The 18,346-nt window shown below is 72.5% G+C and carries 12 protein-coding genes; 6 read left to right on the plus strand and 6 right to left on the minus strand.

Going from position 1 to position 18,346, the window contains the following annotated elements; translation table 11 throughout:
• Nucleotides 1–12 precede the first annotated feature (12 nt).
• Entirely contained in the window at nt 13–1,137 is a 1,125-nt protein-coding gene (locus tag WMF43_RS02115) for a Gfo/Idh/MocA family protein (protein WP_437677120.1), read from the plus strand.
• Nucleotides 1,138–1,191: 54 nt separating this feature from the next.
• Here WMF43_RS02115 and WMF43_RS02120 read toward each other — a convergent pair whose 3' ends face one another.
• Together WMF43_RS02120 and WMF43_RS02125 are read right to left on the minus strand one after the other, a co-directional pair.
• Nucleotides 1,192–3,573 carry a WD40 repeat domain-containing protein gene (locus WMF43_RS02120; protein ID WP_437677122.1) on the minus strand — a complete coding sequence of 794 codons (2,382 nt, stop codon included), beginning with the start codon at nt 3,571–3,573 and terminating at the stop codon, nt 1,192–1,194.
• A gap of 1,343 nt (nt 3,574–4,916) precedes the next feature.
• On the minus strand, nt 4,917–5,429 hold the full coding sequence (locus WMF43_RS02125; RefSeq protein ID WP_437677123.1) for a hypothetical protein: 513 nt from the start codon (nt 5,427–5,429) through the stop codon (nt 4,917–4,919).
• Between the two features lie 140 nt (nt 5,430–5,569).
• Here WMF43_RS02125 and WMF43_RS02130 point away from each other — a divergent pair, with 140 nt between their 5' ends.
• A complete protein-coding gene (locus WMF43_RS02130) occupies nt 5,570–5,986 on the plus strand; it encodes a hypothetical protein (protein WP_437677125.1) in 417 nt (138 codons plus the stop codon).
• Nucleotides 5,987–6,056: 70 nt separating this feature from the next.
• On the opposite strand, the gene WMF43_RS02135 is transcribed toward WMF43_RS02130, so the two are convergent.
• From WMF43_RS02135 to WMF43_RS02145, 3 genes are all read right to left on the minus strand, one after another.
• On the minus strand, nt 6,057–6,773 hold the full coding sequence (locus WMF43_RS02135) for an SDR family NAD(P)-dependent oxidoreductase (protein ID WP_437677127.1): 717 nt from the start codon (nt 6,771–6,773) through the stop codon (nt 6,057–6,059).
• Between the two features lie 137 nt (nt 6,774–6,910).
• Nucleotides 6,911–7,342 carry a hypothetical protein gene (locus WMF43_RS02140; protein WP_437677129.1) on the minus strand — a complete coding sequence of 144 codons (432 nt, stop codon included), beginning with the start codon at nt 7,340–7,342 and terminating at the stop codon, nt 6,911–6,913.
• Nucleotides 7,343–7,624: 282 nt separating this feature from the next.
• Nucleotides 7,625–9,049 carry a DUF4142 domain-containing protein gene (locus tag WMF43_RS02145; protein ID WP_437677130.1) on the minus strand — a complete coding sequence of 475 codons (1,425 nt, stop codon included), beginning with the start codon at nt 9,047–9,049 and terminating at the stop codon, nt 7,625–7,627.
• 561 nt (nt 9,050–9,610) lie between these two features.
• Between WMF43_RS02145 and WMF43_RS02150 the strand changes: the two genes are divergently transcribed.
• The 4 genes from WMF43_RS02150 to WMF43_RS02165 all read left to right on the plus strand — a co-directional run bounded on the left by WMF43_RS02150 (nt 9,611) and on the right by WMF43_RS02165 (nt 14,777).
• On the plus strand, nt 9,611–10,375 hold the full coding sequence (locus WMF43_RS02150; RefSeq protein WP_437677132.1) for a CPBP family intramembrane glutamic endopeptidase: 765 nt from the start codon (nt 9,611–9,613) through the stop codon (nt 10,373–10,375).
• Between the two features lie 261 nt (nt 10,376–10,636).
• A complete protein-coding gene (locus tag WMF43_RS02155; RefSeq protein WP_437677133.1) occupies nt 10,637–13,837 on the plus strand; it encodes a GAF domain-containing protein in 3,201 nt (1,066 codons plus the stop codon).
• A gap of 329 nt (nt 13,838–14,166) precedes the next feature.
• Entirely contained in the window at nt 14,167–14,418 is a 252-nt protein-coding gene (locus WMF43_RS02160; protein WP_437684269.1) for a DUF433 domain-containing protein, read from the plus strand.
• Nucleotides 14,415–14,777 carry a DUF5615 family PIN-like protein gene (locus WMF43_RS02165; RefSeq protein WP_437677135.1) on the plus strand — a complete coding sequence of 121 codons (363 nt, stop codon included), beginning with the start codon at nt 14,415–14,417 and terminating at the stop codon, nt 14,775–14,777. Before WMF43_RS02160 ends, WMF43_RS02165 begins: the two co-directional genes overlap by 4 nt.
• Before the next feature lie 15 nt (nt 14,778–14,792).
• Here WMF43_RS02165 and WMF43_RS02170 read toward each other — a convergent pair whose 3' ends face one another.
• A complete protein-coding gene (locus WMF43_RS02170) occupies nt 14,793–18,251 on the minus strand; it encodes a PD-(D/E)XK nuclease family protein (protein ID WP_437677137.1) in 3,459 nt (1,152 codons plus the stop codon).
• Nucleotides 18,252–18,346: the final 95 nt, after the last annotated feature.

The following is an 18,346-nucleotide window of genomic DNA, read 5'->3' on the forward strand; positions in this document are numbered from 1 at the left end:
CACGGAGGAGCCATGGCCAAGACAGCGTCGAACGAGGGCAGGAAGATCCGCTACGCCGTCGTGGGGGTGGGCAACATCGCGCAGGTCGCCGTGCTGCCGGCGTTCGCGCACGCCGGCGAGAACTCGGAGCTGGTCGCGCTCGTGTCGGGCGACCCCGAGAAGCTCGCGGCGGTCGGCGAGCGCTACGGCGTCGCGGAGCGCGGCGGGTACGATGAACTCGAGGACATCCTGAGGCGCGCGCGGGTCGACGCGGTGTACATCGCCTTGCCCAACACCCACCACCGCGAGTTCACCGAGCGCGCCGCGGCCGCCGGCGTCCACGTGCTCTGCGAGAAGCCGATGGCGATGACCGAGGAGGACTGCGAGGCGATGATCCGCGCGACGAAGGATCGCGGCGTGAAGCTGATGATCGCCTACCGGCTCCACTTCGAGGAGGCGAACCTGAGCGCCATCGAGATCGCCCGCTCGGGCAAGCTCGGCGCGGTGCGCGCCTTCACGTCGTTCTTCACCCAGGTGGTGCGCCCCGGCGACATCCGCACCCGCAGCGAGGTGGGCGGCGGGGCGCTGTTCGACCTGGGCGTCTATTGCGTCAACGCGGCCCGTTACCTGTTCCGCGAGGAGCCCGTCGAGGCGCTCGCGCTGAGCCAGCGGCTCGACGAGCGGCGCGCGAAGGACGTCGACGAGACCACCTCGGCCATTTTGCGGTTCCCGAGCGGCGCGATCGCCCAGTTCACCGTCAGCCAGGGGATCTCGAGCGTGTCGTGGTTCCAGATCGCCGGCACGGAGGGGGACCTCCGCGTGGAGCCGGCATTCGATTACACGAGCGAGATAACGCATTACCTCACGATCGGCGGGAAGACGGAGAAGAAGACCTTCAAGAAGCGGGACCATTTCGCGCCGGAGCTCGTGTACTTCTCGCGGTGCATCCTCGAGGACAAGGAGCCCGAGCCGTCCGGGCTCGAAGGGCTGGCGGACGTGCGGGTGATGCGGACGATCCAGAGCGCGGCCGCGAGCGGAAGGGTCGAGGCCATCGCGCCGTTCGAGAAGGAGCAACGGCCCGATCTGGGCCAGAGCATGAAGAAGCCGCCCGTGGACGCGCCGGAGCCGGTGAACGCGCCGTCGCCTTCGGAGCAGTGACGCTCGCCTCTGGTCGCGGGAGGCCTTGTCGAGCAGCCTGCAGATTGGGCTCGTTCACGGCGCTTCAGCGTCCGGGTAGAACGGCGTCCGGCCGTACGCGCGCTCGCAGGACTCGTAGCCCCGCCGGGCGGCTTCGGCGCTCTCGTCGAGGTACGTGCGGCGCATTTCGTGGGAGATGCAGTCGGTGGTGGCGGCGCGAAGGGCCTGCCGAAGAACGTCGGCAGAGATGGCCCACACCCGCGCCGCCTTGTCCGAGACGGTGACCACCCGGTGCCCGTCGGCGCTGAACGTTGCGGAGCTGACCCCTATCTCGTGGCCCCGGAGCACGATGGGCATGCCGGTGCCGTCCGCGTTCCACACCCGCGCGGTCTTGTCGTGCGAGGCGGTGAGCACCCGCTGCCCATCGGCGCTGAACGTTGCGGAGCTGACCCCTGCCTCGTGGCCCTGGAGCACGATGGGCATGCCGGTGCCGTCCGCGTTCCACACCCGCGCGGTCTTGTCGTGCGAGGCGGTGAGCACCCGCTGCCCGTCGGGGCTGAACGCCGCGGACAGGAGCGAGCCCTCGTGGCCCCGGAGCACGACGGGCGTGCCGGTGCCGTCCGCGTTCCACACCCGCGCGGTCTTGTCGTGCGAGGCGGTGACCACCCGCTGCCCGTCGGGGCTGAACGCCGCGGACCAGACCGAGGCCTCGTGGCCCCGGAGCACGACGGGCGTGCCGGTGCCGTCCGCGTTCCACACCCGCGCCGTCCTGTCGTGCGAGGCGGTGAGCACCCGCTGCCCGTCGGCGCTGAACGTTGCGGACCTCGGCCAGTCTTCGTGCCCCCGGAGCACGACGGGCGTGCCGGTGCCGTCCGCGTTCCACACCCGCGCCGTCTTGTCGTGCGAAATGGTGACCAGCCGCCGCCCGTCGGCGCTGAACGCCGCGGAGCTGACCCCTGCCTCGTGGCCCCGGAGCACGACGGGCGTGCCGGTGCCGTCCGCGTTCCACACCCGCGCCGTCTTGTCGAGCGAGGCGGTGAGCACCCGCCGCCCGTCGGCGCTGAACGCCGCGGACCAAACCCGGGCCTCGTGCCCCCGGAGCACGACGGGCGTGCCGGTGCCGTCCGCGTTCCACACCCGCGCCGTCCCGTCGAGTGAGGCGGTGAGCACCCGCCGCCCGTCGGCGCTGAACGCCGCGGACCAGATCGGGGCCGCATGCCCCCGGAGCACGACCGGCATGCTGCTCCCGTCCGCGTTCCAGAGCCGAGCCGTCCTGTCGTGCGAGGCGGTGACCACCCGCCGCCCGTCGGCGCTGAACGCCGCGGAGTCGACCGCGGCCTCGTGGCTCCGGAGCACGATGGGCGTGCCGGCGCCGTCCGCGTTCCAGAGCCGAGCCGTCCCGTCGAGCGAGGCGGTGAGCACCCGCAGCCCGTCGGCGCTGAACGCCGCCGAAGCAACCTCTGCCTCATGGCCGCGGAGCACGACGGTCGCGCCTCCGTCCTCCGCGTGCCCGTGAGGGTCGGCGTCGGCTCGCGCGTGCCCGGAGTCATCGGCGTGAACAGGGCTATTCCGGCCACTACCCGCGTCCCACACCCGCGCCGTCTTGTCGTGCGAGGCGGTGACCACCCGCTCCCCATCGACGCTGAACGCCGCGGACAAAACCGGTCCCTCGTGGCCCTGGAGCACGAGAGGCGCGCCCCTGCCGTCCGCGTTCCACAGCCGCGCCGTCCCGTCGAGCGAGGCGGTGAGCACCCGCTGCCCGTCAGCGCTGAACACTGCGGAGCTGACCCCTGCCTCGTGGCCCCGGAGCACGACGGGCGCGCCGGTGCCGTCCGCGTTCCACAGCCGCGCGGTCTGGTCGCGCGAGGCAGTGATCACCCGCTGCCCGTCGGCGCTGAACGCCGCGGAGCTGACCGCGGCCTCGTGGCCCCGGAGCACGACGGGCGTGCCGCTGCCGTCCGCGTTCCACACGCGTGCGGTCTTGTCGGGCGAGGCGGTGACGATGCGCTGCCCGTCGGCGCTGAACGCCGCGGAGCTGACCGCGACCTCGTGGCCTCGGAGCACGACGGGCGTGCCGGTGCCGTCCGCGTTCCACACCCGCGCGGTTTTGTCGGGCGAGGCGGTGACGATGCGCTGCCCGTCGGCGCTGAACGCCGCGGAGCTGACCGCGGCCTCGTGGCCCCGGAGCACGACGGGCGCGCCGGTGCCGTCTGCGTTCCACACGCGCGCGGTCTTGTCGAGCGAGGCGGTGACGATGCGCTGCCCATCAGGGCTGAAGTCAGCAAGCAACACTTCGCCCCGATGGCCGCGCATCGTGAGCATCGGTGGGGTCGAGGCCAGCACATCACGTGTCAGGTCGGTCCAGCCACGTACTTTTTCGGCGTCCACTACCTCGAGCAGCAGCTTCACCGCTGGCCCCGGCTGGTTTCTCGCCAGTAGCTCACGAGCGTCGGCCATCAGCGAGGAAGCTCGCGCTCGCGCCGCCTGGGCCGCCGCCTCTTGCTGCGCGGCCTTCGCCGCCTCCTCCGCCCTTCGCGCGGCGGCTTCCGCATTCCGTGCCGCGTCCCGCTGCTCCAGGGCCCAGGCGACGATCCCCGCCATGACCACGGCCGCTGTGACGGCGACTGCCGCAATCGCCACCGGCATCCGCCGCGCCGCACGCTCCCGGCCCGCCCGCCGCTCCCCTTCCTCCCTCTGATCCAACTTCGCCTCTCCCTGCCACGTCAAGCTCGCCAGTACGATCTTCTGGATCGCGATTAACACGACCCGCCGTCCGGTCGCCAGCTTGAAGGGCTCCAGCAAGGAGATCGATGCGCGGTGCGAGGAGACGATGATCTCTGGCCGCGGCTCGCCGCGACGCGACGACTTCCGATGATTTCGGAGCTCAGGTTCCCCGAACCCTCGGGAATCGCCGTCTCCGGACTATCGAGCCTCGTCCCTGCGCCGGATCCTCGGCAGGACGCAGCGGCGCCGTCTGCCGGAGGGGCCCGCGCGCCGCCGGTCCGGCCTACCTTGGACGCCCCTCGTGCTGCCGGTTCGGCACCGCAACCTCGTCCTTGGAGGACGTGGTGCTAGATCGGTCGCCTCGAGCGATACCGCCCGTAGCAGGCAGGGCATCGCCACTCCATCACCCTGTGTCCGCTCGCGTCGAGCGTCCGCGTCAGCCGCCAGCCGTAACGAGAGCTGATGAGCGTGTAGTTCGTCTCCGTCTTCGGGGCAGGGGTGCTGCAGTCCACGCACCGCTGCGCGGGGCGCCGCTCGCTCTCGGGAGGCTCTCTCAGCGTGTGGTCCAACGTGGCAGAGTTCATCCGGGCGCTGTCGTCGAGCCTTCCTGGGAGAACGGAGCTGCGTCTCATGCCTGACATCTGGACCTCAGGTGCGCTCGGGATCAGCCATGATAAGAACGAGCCGATGAGGGGCGAAATACACCAGAAATATATCGCGACGTGCCTGGAGCGCCAACCGCATCTCGATGACACGCCTGATTTCAGGAATGTCCCGATCTCTCGGTTGCACGGCTGACGGTTGCACGGGTGACAGGATCGCAGAGAACCGACGTGACGTGTGTCATCGAGCGCGTGCGCGCGCTCGCCGGCGCAGGTGCCCGCCCGCAGGCAAGCAGCCGTGGATCGAGGTTGCCCGGCGCGGTCTCCCGTCGCGCCGGACACGCATGTGCGTCAGTGTAGTTTGCGCGGGCGCCGCCTCCGCCAGGCGCGGCGCCGTCGGCGGCTCGGCCGGCAGGCGCCCTCGCCTCGACGTGGGCGAGGCGGGTAACACCTGCCGCGATCGCTCGATCAGGGTCACCGCGCCCGGCGCCTCTCCTCGACATGGACGTGGCGCCGGTGATGCTCGACGTGGGGCGCCCTCATCGGGGCGTACGTCGTCGCGGGGTAGGCGCGGTAGTGCTGCTGCGGGCGGCGCCGCTCGAAATCGACGCGGTGGTGGACGAGGGCGCGAGGCTCCTCGCGGTAGTAGACCCAGCCGTGGCGCGACGGATAGTACCAGCGCCCGTCCACGTAGTAGACGTAGCTCCCCCGGTAGTAAACGCGGGGGTAGGTCTCGATGTGGGCCGGCGCCGCCCCGATGTGAACGACTGGCTCCTCGTACACCGTGACCTCCCGGTACGTCACGACGGGCGGGGGCGCCGTCGCGACGGTCCTGGTCCGGACCTCGGCGACGCACCCGGTCGCGCCGAGGAGCGCGGACGCGGCGAGCGCGGCCAGCACGGCGAGCTTGCCGCGCTGCGGGCCACGCGCGGAGGTTGCGGAGAACGAGCTCTTGAGGGCTGAGAGGTAGGTCTTCATGCCGTTCATGGAGAGCAATCGCAATGCCACGAGGCGCGCTGGGGCGTCACCGCCCGCGCCTGGGCCGGCGCCGCTCGCTGGTACAGCGCTTGCTGAAAGGGCGGGCATCGGCGCGACAGCGCCAGACTCCAACGAAGGAAGATCCCCCCATGAAACTCTCGAAGATGCTCTCTGGTCTCACTGGCTGCATGCTCGCCGCTGCCTCGCTCTCGGGGTGCATCATCGTCGATAACGACGACGACTACCCCTCGCGTGGTTCGCTCACCGTCGCGATGACCGTCGATGGCAGCGATCACTCCTTTCAGTGCTTCGACTACGACGTGGACGGGCTCGCGGTCAGCATCGAAGACGAGGCGGGCTTCGTCACCGAGGCGATCGCGGACTGCGACGACTTCGGTCTCACCATCGACAACCTCCCGGCGGGTTACTATGACGTGAGCGCCTGGCTCACGGATTTCGCGGGGTTCTCGAAGAGCGATATCGTGGTGGTGCCGGCCGTCGAGGTGTTCGACGGCCTCGACACGGTCGTCGACGTCGACTTCGACTCCTCGTGGATCGATCCGTGACGCGCGCGCGGCTCGGTTGACCGGCCGCACCGGCCGCACCTGCCGCGCGAGGCCGCCGCCGGGCGCAGGCTCAGAACTTCTCCACGGAGGGGCGCACGTCGAGCTCGTGGGTCCACGCGCTCGGCGGCTGGGCGTGGAGCTGGAAGTATGTCTCCGCGAGCGCCTCGGGGGAGAGCATGGTCTGGGGGCTTCTCCCGGGCAACATGGCGCGCACCCGCGGGGTGTCGATCAGCCCATCGATCACCACGTGGGCGACGTGGACGCCGCGCGGGCCGAGCTCGCGCGCGAGCGACTGCGCGAGGGCGCGGAGGCCGAATTTGCCCACGGCCAGGGCCGCGAAGCGGGCCCCGCCCCGGAGCGAGGCGGTGGCGCCCGTGAAGAGGATCGTGCCCTTTCCGCGCTCGAGCATGCCGGGCAGCACGGCCTGCGCGCTCAGGAAGCCGCCGAGGCAGCTGATCTTCCAGTCGTGCTCGAGCTCTCTCGGCGTGATCTCGAGGGCTCCGGCCACGCGGAAGGCGCTGGCGTTGTAGATCAGCACGTCCACCGGACCGAGCGCCTCGTTCACCCGCGCGAACGCTGCCGCGACCGAGTCCGCGTCGGCGGCGTCGGCGGGGACGCTCAGGGCGCGTCCGCCGGCCTCCTCGATCTGCCGCTGGACGGCCTCGCACGCGGCGGCGGTCCGGGCCACGAGCCCGACCGAGTACCCCTCTCTCGCGAAACGCCTGGACACCGCGGCCCCGAGGCCGGGGCCGACACCGACGACCACCGCTACCTTGCTCGAGCTCATGAACGACCGACCCTCCCGCCAGGCGATCGGCCCGGCGAACTGTGGCAGGGTAGCCCGGGGGCGCGGCGCGCGCCGGGCTTCCTCCGTGGGGGCCTGTTGATTTCCGGAAGCAGGGACGGGCTCGGGGAGACAACGCGCTAGCGCGCTCGATCGTGTTCCGGTGCGGCGCGCCACTGGCGCAGGAAGAACGGCCACGCGTCGTGGAGATACAGGCCAAAGGGGATCCACCAGACGAGGTCGTTGGTCAGACAGAGGACGGCGGCTCGGGGTGGCCATTGCCCTGTCGCCAGCAGCGCGGCGAGGCCGATCGGCCCGAGGACCTTGCCGAGCAGACCGACGGCCGCCAGCAGAAAGCCGCGCTCGGGGGCCCGCGCGACCTCCGCGTAGAGGACGGCGTAGACGCCGACGACCATCCCGAGGCAGGCGAAGATGGCCGGGTGGTTGAGCGGCGGCATGCCGGCGAAGCGGAAGAGCCATTGCGGGTCGAGCGCCGCGTAGAGCCCCCAGCAGGCGTTGTACACGGCGGCCAGCGCGAAGACGGCGCGGTGCAAGCGGCGGCGGGGGATCATGCCGCCGGCAGCGAGAGATCGCTGTTCCTCATCGGCGGGGGAGGATAGCCGGGTCGGCTGGCGAAAGGCCAACGACGACACACGGGCGCCGCCGGAGACGGGTGGGGCGCGCCGGCGCGGCGAGGACGGCCGCCGGCGAGCGCTACGGGGCGACGTCGGGCCGGGATAGGCTACCGGCTCAGGCCAGACGACGATGCGCCGCAGCTCGCCGGGGTTTTCGCCATGAAGCCACGCCGGCGGGAAGCGCTGCGAGGCTCGTGAGGCGTGCGCCGCGAACAGCGCTCACTGCCCGTGCTGCTGCACCCCTTCGTGCTGCCCGTACTGCGCGTACTGCTTGTGTGCGCCTTGCTGCGGTTTTTCGCTCTGCTGCGGCCGCTCGGGCTTCCGGGTCTGCTGCTTCTCTCTCTGCTGCGGCCCCTGGATCTGCTTGCTCTGCTGCGGCCCCTGGATCTGCTTGCTCTGCTGCGGCCGCTCGGGCTTCCGGGTCTGCTGCTTCTCTTTCTGCTGCGGCCGCTCGGGCTTCTGGGTCTGCTGCTTCTCTTTCTGCTGCGGCCGCTCGGGCTTCCGGGTCTGCTGCTTCTCTTTCTGCTGCGGCCCCTGGACCTGCTTGCTCTGCTGCGGCCGCTCGGGCTTCCGGGCCTGCTGCTTCTCTCTCTGCTGCGGCCCCTGGAGCTCCTTGCCCTGCTGCTTCTCTCTCTGCTGCGGCCCCTGGAGCTCCTTGCCCTGCTGTGGCCCTTGGAACTGCTTGCTCTGTTGCTTCTCGCTCTGCTGCGTTCCTTTCAGCTCCTTGCTCTGCTCTTGCCCGCTCTGCAGCGCCTTGCTCTGCTGCTCTTCGTGGAGCGCGCAGAAGATCTGCTCAGCCTCCTTCAGGTGCTGCTCCACGCTTGCCCGCATCGTCGCGACGTCCTCTCGGAGCTTCGCGTCTTTGATGTTCTCGACGATCGGCAAGTCGAGCACGTCGAGGGCACGGCGGTGCAGGGAGACCTGCGACCAGATATACGCGACGTCGAACTCCTCGCCCTTCAGCTCCTCCAGCGAATCGCTGAACTGGACCGAGCTCTCTTTCAGCTGAGCGCAGCGCTCGCACTGGCTGAATTGCATGCTCACCCTCTCCGACACGTCGGCGGCGCGCTGCTCGGCCTGGGTGTGCTCTTCGATCATCTGCTCGGCATACCGCTGAACTTCGGAGGACTCGGCCTTGTCTCGGGCGATCGCCGACAGCTCGATCTCCTGCTCGTTGATGGTCGACAGCAGCATCGCGACCTCGCTGTCCGAGGAAGCCTGCAACGCGCTGTGGCCACCGCACTGGACGCTTCCCACGAACGCCGCCCCGCCGCTGACTTGCTTGCTGTCCGCGCGCTGCCCGCCGGACTTCTCGCCGCCGGCTTGCTTGCTGTCCGCGCGCTGCCCGCCGAACTTCTCGCCGCTGACTTGCTTGCTGTCCGCGCGCTGCCCGCCGAACTGGTCGCCGGTCTGCCTGCGGCCCGCGGGCTCGCCGCCCCGCGCTCGACCGCCTTGCCTGCCGTCGCCCCGCTCAGCGCCCGCCCTGCGGTTTGTGTCGGTGCGTGTCGCTCCGGCAGCGGCGGCCTCCCCGCCTTCGGCCTTCGCCTCCTCGTCGCCGCCGACGCACCCGCCGGCGCCCGCGAGCGCAAAGCTCCCCGCGAACATCATCGCCATGAGGCGACCTGAACGATTCCGCAACATCATGCTTGCTCCTTGCTCGATATCGGCATCAGCGCGCTGTCGCGCTCACCTGCCGGTCATCGGCCCCCAACATCTGGGTTCCCCAAGCTGCGATGGTGAGCGAGGGGGAGCCCGAAGCCAGCATCGTCTTTTCCCCGAGAGCCCCGCGGCGCCGCAGAGAATCGAAGTCGCGCTCGACGCTTGACCCTGGCTGTCGCGTGCATGCCAGTGCGACGTCGATCCCGCGGGCGATCGCCCGCTCGCGCGCGCACCCGCCTGCTCGCGCCCGGCAGGAGGGCAATCAGGGCGCGCGACGATAGACGATCTGGCCGCTCGCCTCGGGCAGCGCGCGGCGCGCAGACCGACCCGAGCTCGAGCGTCGAGCGTCGAGCGGGCGACGGCGCGCTCGCCGCGATCGGGCTGCCGTCCCCGGCCGAGGCGCCCGCGTGCCCGCCCGCGAGGCGGACCTCGGCGCCGTGGCGGGGCGGCGCGCTCGGGGGCTCGACGGCGCGCGCCGGCGACGTCGCGCGTACGTCTCCCTGCGCCCTCGGGAACATCCCGCGCGCGCGGGCGTCTTGCTCGCCCATGCCGCCGGCCGTCGTCCGCTTCTTCGTGCTCGCCTGCGCGATCACCTGGCTCTGCCAGCTCCCGCTCCTGCTGCAGCAGTGGGGCGCCCCCATCCCGCCGGCCGCCGCCATGGCGCCGCTCGCGCTCGGCGCGGTCGGCCCGTCGGCGGCGGCCCTCGTGTGCGCGTGGAAGGAAGGCGGCCGCGCCGGGCTCTCAGGGCTGTTCTCGCCGCGCCGCGCCCCCGCCGGCTGGGGGTATGTGCCGCTCGCGCTGTGCCTCCCGGCGGCGCTGCACCTCCTCGGCCTCTCGCTGCTGCTGCTCGCCGGCGGGACCATGCCCGCCACGCTGCTCTACACGCCGGTGACCCCGGAGCAGCGCGGCATCGCCGTGCTCGGCCCGGCGGGCGAGGAGCTCGGGTGGCGCGGTTATGCCCTCCGGCGGCTCCTGCCGTCGCAGGGACCCGCGCTCGCCAGCGTCGTCGTCGGCTTCGCGTGGACCTTCTGGCACCTCCCCATGATGTGCCTCCCCGGCGTGCCGTGGTGGTCGTGGGCGCTGGCCCCGCTGTTCATCACGGCGCTCAGCGTGCTGATGACGGCGCTGCACATCAAGTCCGGCGGCAGCCTGCTCGTCGCGTGGGCGGCGCACCTCGGCATCCACCTCGACAACGTCTCCCGCGCGCACCTGTCCGGGGACGGCGCGGCGCCGCTCGCGGTCACGACGCTCGTCGCGCTCGTGGCCGCCGCGATCACGGCGCGGCGCATGCGGACATGCACACCGACGTGAGCGGCGGCGGACGTCCCGCAGAGGCCCGCGCGGCGCGGCCCGGGGACTGCGCTCTCCGCTGTAGCGCTCCCTAGGGAGCTGCCCCACATGGCCGCGAGCGCAGCGCGTGTTCTTTCGCGGCGCCACCAGCCGGCGTAAGCTCCGCGCGATACTCGGTCGCGCGCCGCCTGGCCGCGCCTCGAGCCTCCCCGCTTCGACCTTCCTATGGAAATCTCCGCGCGTTCCCCCTCCTCTCCCGCGCCGACCACCAGCGCTGACCCGATGGACGGCGAAGCGCTGAAGCGCGAGCTGGAGCGGCTCCGCATCGTCGCTTCCCGCGATCGCGGGTGGCTCGACGCCGTGCTCGAGCACAGCCCCCACGGCATCATCATCTGCGACGCCTCGGGGAAGCTCATCCTGCACAACCGGGCGGCGGAGCGGATCTGGGCCGGCAGCGCCTCGACCGAGTCGATGAAGGACTGGACCGCGTACCGCGCGTTCCACGCGGATGGCCGGCCCTACGAGGCCGCGGACTGGGCGATGGCCCGAGCGATGCAGTCCCGGCAGGTCATCGACACCGAGGAGGTGTGGATTCAGCGCTTCGACGGCACGCACGGCGTGGTCCTCGGGAGCGCCGCGCCGATCCTCGGGGCCGGCGGCGCGCTGGAGGGCGGCATCTCGGTGTTCGCCGACATCTCGCGCCTGAAGCAGGTCGAGGCGGAGCGCGTCGAGCTCGCCGAGCAGCTCAGGCGGCGGGTCGAGGAGCTCGATCGCGGCGCGCGCGTGACGCAGGCGCTGCTCGCGGTCAGCATGGCGCTGAGCGGCGCGGTCACGATCGACCAGATCTCCGCCGCGGTGGTGCGCGACGTCCACCGCGTGATCCACGCCTCCACGACGATGATGTACACGGCGAGCGACACGTCGCAGGTCGCGACGCTGGTCGGCCAGTGCGGGCTGGAGGAGCAGCGCACGAGCCCCTACCGGACGGTCCCGCTCGACGCCCCCCTGCCGCTCTCGGAGGCGCTCCGGGAGCGCCGCCCCGTCTGGGTGGAGACGAGGGACGCCATGCACGCCGCGTACCCCGAGCTGGCGGAGCTCAAGCCGGCGCGCGACGACATCCAGGCGCTCGCGGTCTTGCCGATCATCGCGCACGCCGAGCTGCTCGGCTGCCTCTCGTTCTCGTTCGCGGAGGAGCGCGCGTGGAGCGCCGAGGAGCGCGAGTTCCTGCTGAGCGTGGCGGCGCAGTGCGCCTCCGCGCTGGACAGGGCGCGCCTGCTCGAGCAGGAGCGCGAGGCCCGGGCGCGCGCGGAGACGCTCGCCGCCGAGCTCGAGCGGCAGCAATCGACGCTCCATCTGCTGAGCGAGGCCGGCGCCGCGCTGTCGAACTCGCTCGACGTCGAGGCGCGGCTCAGGCAGCTCACCCACCTCGCGGTCCCCATGCTGGCGGACTGGTGTGCGGTCGACATGCTGAATGGCGGCGCGATCGAGCGCGTGGCCGTCCACCACGTCGATCCGGCGAAGATGGCCCTGGGCGAGCGCCTGCGGGCGATGTCCCCGCCTCGGCTCGACGCGCCGACGGGCGTGCCCGCCGTCCTCCGCACCGGCCGCCCCGAGTGGGTGCCCGAGATCCCGGACGCCGTGCTGGAGGCCGCCGCGCTCGGCCCCGAGCACCTCGAGCTCATCCGATCGCTGGGGCTCAAGTCGTATGTCGTCGTCCCGCTCAGGGCGCGCGAGCGCACCATCGGCGCGCTCACGCTCGTCCATGCGGAGTCGGGCCGCCGCTTCAGCGCAGGCGACATCCCCGTCATCGAGGAGGTCGCGAACCGCGTGGCGCTCCTGATCGACAACGCGAGGTTGTTCCAGGAGGTCGCGGCGCGCGAGGCGCGGCTCCGCACGCTGGTGCACGCGACCACGGCCATCGTGTGGACGGCCGCGCCCACGGGCGAGGTCACCCAGATCTCGCCGAGCTGGCTGGAGTTCACCGGGCAGACCGAGGACGAGTACCTGAACGGCGGCTTCCTGGACGCCATTCACCCCGACGATCGCGAGCGGACCATGCAAGTCTGGTCGGACGCCATCGCCCGCGGCGCCCTGTACGAGACCGAGTACCGGCTCCGCCGTGCCGACGGCACCTATGCCCGCACGATCGCGCGCGCGGCGCCGGTCCGAGCCCCGGACGGCGGTGTCCGCGAGTACGTGGGCTGCAACATCGATGTCAGCCAGCAGCGCGAGGCCGAGCGGCTCACGCGCGAGCACGCCGAGGTGCTGGAGACGCTGCACGAGGTAGGGCAGGTGCTGTCGGCGGAGCTCGAGCTCGACGCGCTGGTCCAGTCGGTCACCGACGCCGGGACGAAGCTCTCGGGCGCGGAGTTCGGGGCGTTCTTCTACAACGTGAACGACGCGCAGGGCGGCAGTTACATGCTGTATTCGCTCTCCGGGGCGCCGAAGGAGGTCTTTTCGAATTTTGCCATGCCACGGAACACGGCGGTGTTTGCGCCGACGTTCGCCGGCGAGGGCGTCGTGCGCCTCGACGACGTGACCAAGGACCTGCGTTACGGCAAGAACGCCCCCAACCAGGGGGTGCCGGCGAACCACCTCCCTGTCACGAGCTACCTGGCTGTCCCCGTGGTCTCCCGGAGCGGCAAGGTCATCGGCGGCATGTTCTTCGGCCACTCGAGGGCGGGGGTCTTCACCGAGCGCTCCGAGCGCCTCGCGGTCGGGCTCGCCGCGCAGGCCGCGGTGGCGATGGACAACGCGCGGCTCTTCCGGGAGGCGCAGGTGCTGATCGGGGCGCTGGAGCGCACCAACGCCGAGCTCGACCAGTTCGCGTACGTGACGAGCCACGATCTCAAGGCGCCGCTCCGCGGCATCGCGAGCCTCGCCCAGTGGATCGAGGAAGACCTGGGAGACAAGCTCACCGGCGACACGCGCCAGCAGATGGAGCTCCTGCGCGGGCGCGTGCGGCGCATGGAGGCCCTGATCGAGGGGATCCTGGCGTACTCCCGCGCGACCAGGATGCGCGAGAAGCCGGAGAGCGTGAACGTCGAGAAGCTCGCCAAGGAGGTGGTCGAGCTCATCGCGCCGAGGCCGCCCGCGACGGTTGCGCTCGACGTGCCGCCCGTCTCCCTGCGGACGCACAAGGTGCCGCTGCAGCAGGTGCTGATGAACCTGATCACCAACGCCCTGAAGCACGCGGGGCGCGAGGACGCGAGGGTGAACGTCTCCGTCAGGGAGCAGGGCGACAACTACGAGTTCTCGGTCACGGACAACGGCCCTGGGATAGCGCCCGAGTTCCAGGAGAAGGTGTGGGGGATGTTCCAGACGCTGCAGGCGCGGGACAAGGTGGAGAACACCGGGATCGGGCTCGCCATCGTGAAGAAGATCGTGGTGAACCGCGGCGGGCGGGCGTGGGTGGAGTCGGACGGGAAGAACGGCGCGACGTTCCGGTTCACGTGGCCGAAGAGGGAGCAGACGCAGGGGTAAGCTCACATCGGTCGCGGCACGCCGCAAGGCAGCGCTGCGATCGCCGTGGCTTCGCCCGGAGCTCGGCCGATCAGAGCGTGCGCACCTCGACGCGTGGAACGCCGATCCGGAGCTGTCCCGTCGCAGGGCGCCGTACCACAATGCCATCCTCCGTCGCGGCGCGACGAGGTGCAGCATAGAGCCGCCCCGGCTCGACCTGCGGCTGTGGCGGCATGCGCTGCTCCAGCCCGAGCGTGTAGAGCACCGGCTGAACATGTCGTACCGCCGCCGCTCGCGACCCCGTCGCGCGTCTTTGACCGAGCCGACGGCAGGCGTAAGCTTACCGGATGATGTCCGACCAGGAACTCCTCTCCAGGATCACCGTAGATCCCGATATCTTCGGGGGAAAGCCGATCCTTCGAGGCCGCCGGCTGGCGGTCGAGCACGTGCTCGGGATGCTCGCCGCAGGCGACACCATCGAGACGCTCCTCGAGGAGTACCCGTGGCTCGAGCGCGAGGACGTGCAGGCCTGCTTGCTCTATGCACGCCGGCTGGTGGGGCATGAACGGGTCGAGCCCTCGTTTCTGAAGACGGGCACGTGAAGGTCTTGCTCGACACCTGCGTCGCGCCCAGGGCTGCGACGCTCCTCCGGTCGCTCGGCCACGACGTGGAGCATGTCGGCGACTGGCCCGAGGACCCCGGCGATGTCGCGATCCTCGCGCACGCCCATGCCGATGGCCGTGTGCTCGTCACGCTGGACAAGGACTTCGGCGAGCTGGTCATCGTCCAAGGCCAACCTCACGCGGGGGTCGTGCGTCTCGTCGATATTCCGTCGCGTCAGCAGGGGGATGCGTGTGCCGAGGTGCTCGCGCGGTTCGGAGATGAGCTCCAGGCCGGTGCGATCGTCACCCTCGACACCCGCCGCGTTCGCATCCGGCCGCCTCCCGGACGCGAGACCTGACCGCGACTCCCTCCCTCACGCCAGCCTGCGGAGCTGCTCCAGCCTTCTGCGCGGCTCGATGTCGCGCCGCTTGATCTTCCCCGTCCGGAGCTCCTCGTAGGGCCCGCACACCGGCCGATAATCGCACTGCGCACACGCGCCCTCGGCCGGCAGCGGCAGGAGCGCCGCCTTGTCGATCGCGTCGCCGATGACCCCCGCCACCTGCGCGGCGGCCTCGCGCGCCCGGGCGTCCAGGTAAATCGGCACCTCCGTGAACCCGCCGGCCGAGGTGCAGTAATAGAGACGCCCCGACTCGACCTGCGTCCCCGGCGGCATGAGCTTCTCCAGCGCGAGCGCGTAGAGCACGGGCTGCAGCGTCCCGCCGCCGCTCACGACCGCGTCGCGCGGCGCCCGCGCCTTGCCCGTCTTGTAGTCGGTCGCGCGCATCGCGCCCCACACGCTCCGCTCGACCAGGTCGATGGAGCCGCGGAGCTTCACGCCGCAGTCGAGCTCCACCGGCTGGTCCGAGCTGCCCGGGTCGCGCGCGAAGCGGCGCGGCAGCCCGAACGACAGCTCGAAATGGATCGGCTCCCAGTCGCGGTCCTCCGCGGCGCGCCGCAGCCACTCCCGCAGGTCGGCCCGCACCGACGCGATGCCGTCGTCCCAGACCCGCTGGATCGCGGGCGCGAGCTCGTCCGCGTAACGCGCGGCCACGCGGTCGAGCGCCCGGTCGAGCTCGGCCCGCGCCTCGTCGAGCGTGGACACGCTCACGGGCAGCTTGCCCGCGTCGCGCAGGGCGACCAGGACCTCGTAGAGCACGTCGTGCACGAGCCGGCCGCGCTGGAGCGGATCGAGCTCCTCGATCGCCTCCGGCGCGCGGCGCGGGGCGAGCCGGTGCACGGCGTAGAGGAAGAACCGGTACGGGCACGCGGCGAAGTGCTGGAGCGCCGTCGGCGAGAACGAGCGGCGCGCGAACGTGTGCTTCGCGAGCGCCTCGCGCGCCTCCGGGAGCGGCTTGAACAGCCCATCGGCGCTCGTCCAGCCCGGGATCCAGCGCCGCGCCCGGAACCGGAGCGCCCGCGCGAGGTGCGGGTTCGCGCTGAGCAGGTAACGCGCCGTGCCGACGGTCCGCTCCTCGGGCAGGCTGAACAACGTCTCGAGGAGCGCGAGGTCGTGCTCGGCCGCGTCGATGGCGTCCTCGGGGTGCGCGGGCGCGGGCCAGCCGATGCGCGAGGCGCCGCCCTGCTCGGCGCGGCGCTCGAGCTCGCCGAAGCCGGGGAGCCGCCCCTCGGCGGCGCGCAAGAGCTCGAGCCCGTAGAACGACGGCACGCGCGGCCGCGACTGGTCCATGTCGACGCGCGGGTACGACACGACGAGCCTGCGCCGGGCCGCGCCGACGGCGAGCCGCAGCGCGAGGCGCTCGCGCGCCACCCGGTCGTCGCTCGTGTCGAGGCGCGAGGCACCGCCCGAGATCGCCCGGCGGAGGGCGTCGCGGAGGATCGGGTCCTCGGTGACCTTCTGCGGGAAGATGCGCTCGGCGAGCCCGGGCACGAAGACCACGTCGAACGAGCGGCCGCGGGCGGCCTCGATCGGGGCCACGAAGAGGTGCCCGTCGCGGCGGGCGGCCGGCGGCAGCACGAGGTTCGTGAGCCGGTGCGAGAGGCAGAGGCGCACCTCGCCGAGGTCCACGGGCCCGACGTCGGCCATCGGCGCGAGCTCCGCGAGCACGGCGAGCACCCGCTCGGGCCGCCGGAGCGCGCGCGTCGCGAGCGCCGAGAGCCGGTCGCGCCACTGCCCCCAGGTCGCGCGCTCGCCCGGGCTCGGCAGCGCCGCGAGCAGCGGCAGCACGAACCCGCGGAGCGCGGCGAGGTCCGCGAGCGCCCGCGTGAGGCGCGCAGCGTCCCGCTCCTCCGAGGCGCGCGCGAGCTCCTGCCGGAGCTCCCGCTCGAAGCCGGAGAGCCGCGCCTCCCACCGATCGAGCCCGCCGATCACCGCGGCGTCGACGAGGATCCGCTCCCAGCGCCGCGGCGCGCGCAGGGTGCCGTCCTGCACCGGTGCGTCGGGGCCGGCGGGCGCGCCGTTGCCGGCGGGGGCGCCGTTGCCGGCGTGCGCGGCGTAGCCCAGCGGCGCGTCGTCCTCGGCCGGCCCGTCGTCGTCGACCCGCGCCGGCGCGAGATCGTCGAGCTCGCCGCGCAGGAGCTCGGGGAAGAGGTCGTCGTCCGGCGGCACCCACCGGTCGGGCTCGGAGGCCGCCGGCGGCGGCTCGCCGGCGGGGGTCGCGTCGGGCACCTGCCCGAGCGAGAGGTACTCGGCGAAGCGCGACGCGGACAGGTGCTCGGCCGCGCACGCGAGCAGCGCGAGCAGCGCGCGACCCGCCGGGTCGGGCTGGACCGAGCCCTGCGCGAAATACGCGGGGATCCCGGCCCGGCGCAGCGCCTCGACCAGGTGCGCCCGGTACTGCTCCGGCGCGCGCAGGAGGATCGCCATCCGCTCGAACGGCACGCCGCGGCCGGCCTCGCGCAGCGCGATCCGCGCGATCTCCACGCACTCGCGGCTCTCGCCGGGCGCGGAGAGGATCTCGACCTCGTCGCCGAGCCCAGGGGCCTCGTCGGCGAGCGGATCGAACAGGTGCTCCTGGAGCCGCGCCAGCGACGTGCTGGGCGCGGCCGGCGGCGGCTCGCCCTGCTCGTCGTCGCCCGCGCCGTCGCCGGCGGCGTCCCCGGCGCCGGCGCCGTCGTGCGCCGCCGAGACCGCCGTGAGCGCCACCCGCCGCGCCGGCGACCGGAGCGCCGCCTCGAGGTGATGACGCGATGCGTCATCGCCGGCGGGCACGGTCGCGAGCGCGTCGGGCGAGCGCGCGGCGACGGCCTCGAGCAGCTCGCGCTCCAGCTCGAACCGCACCGGCAGGTCGAGCAGGAGCATCGGCAGCCCGAGCAGCGGGTGCCTGGCGCGCGGGTCGCCGTTCCCGTCGGCCCGGGCGCGCTCGGCGGCGAGGCGCAGGACGAGCGCGCGGTCGGCGAGCCCCGCTTCGTCGAGCGCGGCGTCGAAGGCGCGGGCGATGTGGTCGAGGTCGGCCGGCTTGAGCGCGTCGGGCTCGACCCCGGCGAGCCGCACCTCGTCCAGCGTGCGCGCCATGGCCCGCGGCAGCCCGGGTCTATCCGCGACGCGGGCGAACCGCCCGAGCTTCCCGTCCTGCGCGAGGTCGTCGAGCGCGCGCGCGCAGAGGGCCTCGATGGCGAGCGCGCCGGCCGGGACGAGGCCGCGCGCGGCGAGCGCCGGCATCGCGAGCGCGGCGGCGAGGCGCCCGAGGGTGAGCCGGTGCCAGCCGAAGGCGGCGCGCCGGCCGCGGAGCGCCGCGCGGGCGAGCTCGCTGACGGCCTCGACCGAGGCGCCGACGAGCAGCACGGGCTCGGCGGGGCGCCGGCGGCGCAGCCAGCCCAGGGCCCGGTCGAGGCGGGCGGCGGCGCTCGGGGAGGTGATGACGGCGTGGGGCACGTGGTCGCGGGAGGAGGCGGATGCCGGATGCTGGAAGCGGCCGGTGGAGGCCGGCACTGGCCGGCTGCGCGGGCCGGGGGCGCCGGCGCACGCCG

It is taken from the genome of Sorangium sp. So ce131 (assembly GCF_051519095.1).
Lineage (GTDB): Bacteria > Myxococcota_A > Polyangia > Polyangiales > Polyangiaceae > Sorangium.